Below are 253 nucleotides of genomic sequence, written 5' to 3'. Positions count from 1 at the left end.
CAAAAACCGCCGTACGGCAAAAAGGCCCCTCACCAATTGGTTTGGGCCGTTTTCCTATTTTGCCAGTTGAACTTGGCGACGAGCCAATAACACGTCAAACCAGCCGCCGCCCCTGTGCTGTCGATCAAAACGTCGCGGGCTTCCCCGCTGCGCCCCGGAATGAATAATTGATGGACTTCATCCGTCGCCGCGTAGAAGGCACTGAAGGCAAACGCCCACCATAGCGCACTCTTGAATCCTGTGCCGTTTGCCC

Annotated in this window: 1 protein-coding gene; it reads right to left on the bottom strand. The window is 56.5% G+C overall.

The features are described from left to right. Window positions 1–29 precede the first annotated feature (29 nt). On the bottom strand, window positions 30–253 hold a 224-nt coding region (locus SB775_RS31750), incomplete at its 5' end, for a VanZ family protein (protein ID WP_410865267.1).

This window comes from Peribacillus sp. SIMBA_075, from assembly GCF_046534585.1.
Note: the sequence above shows the minus strand (reverse complement) of the source record. Positions and strands in the feature narration are given on the sequence as shown.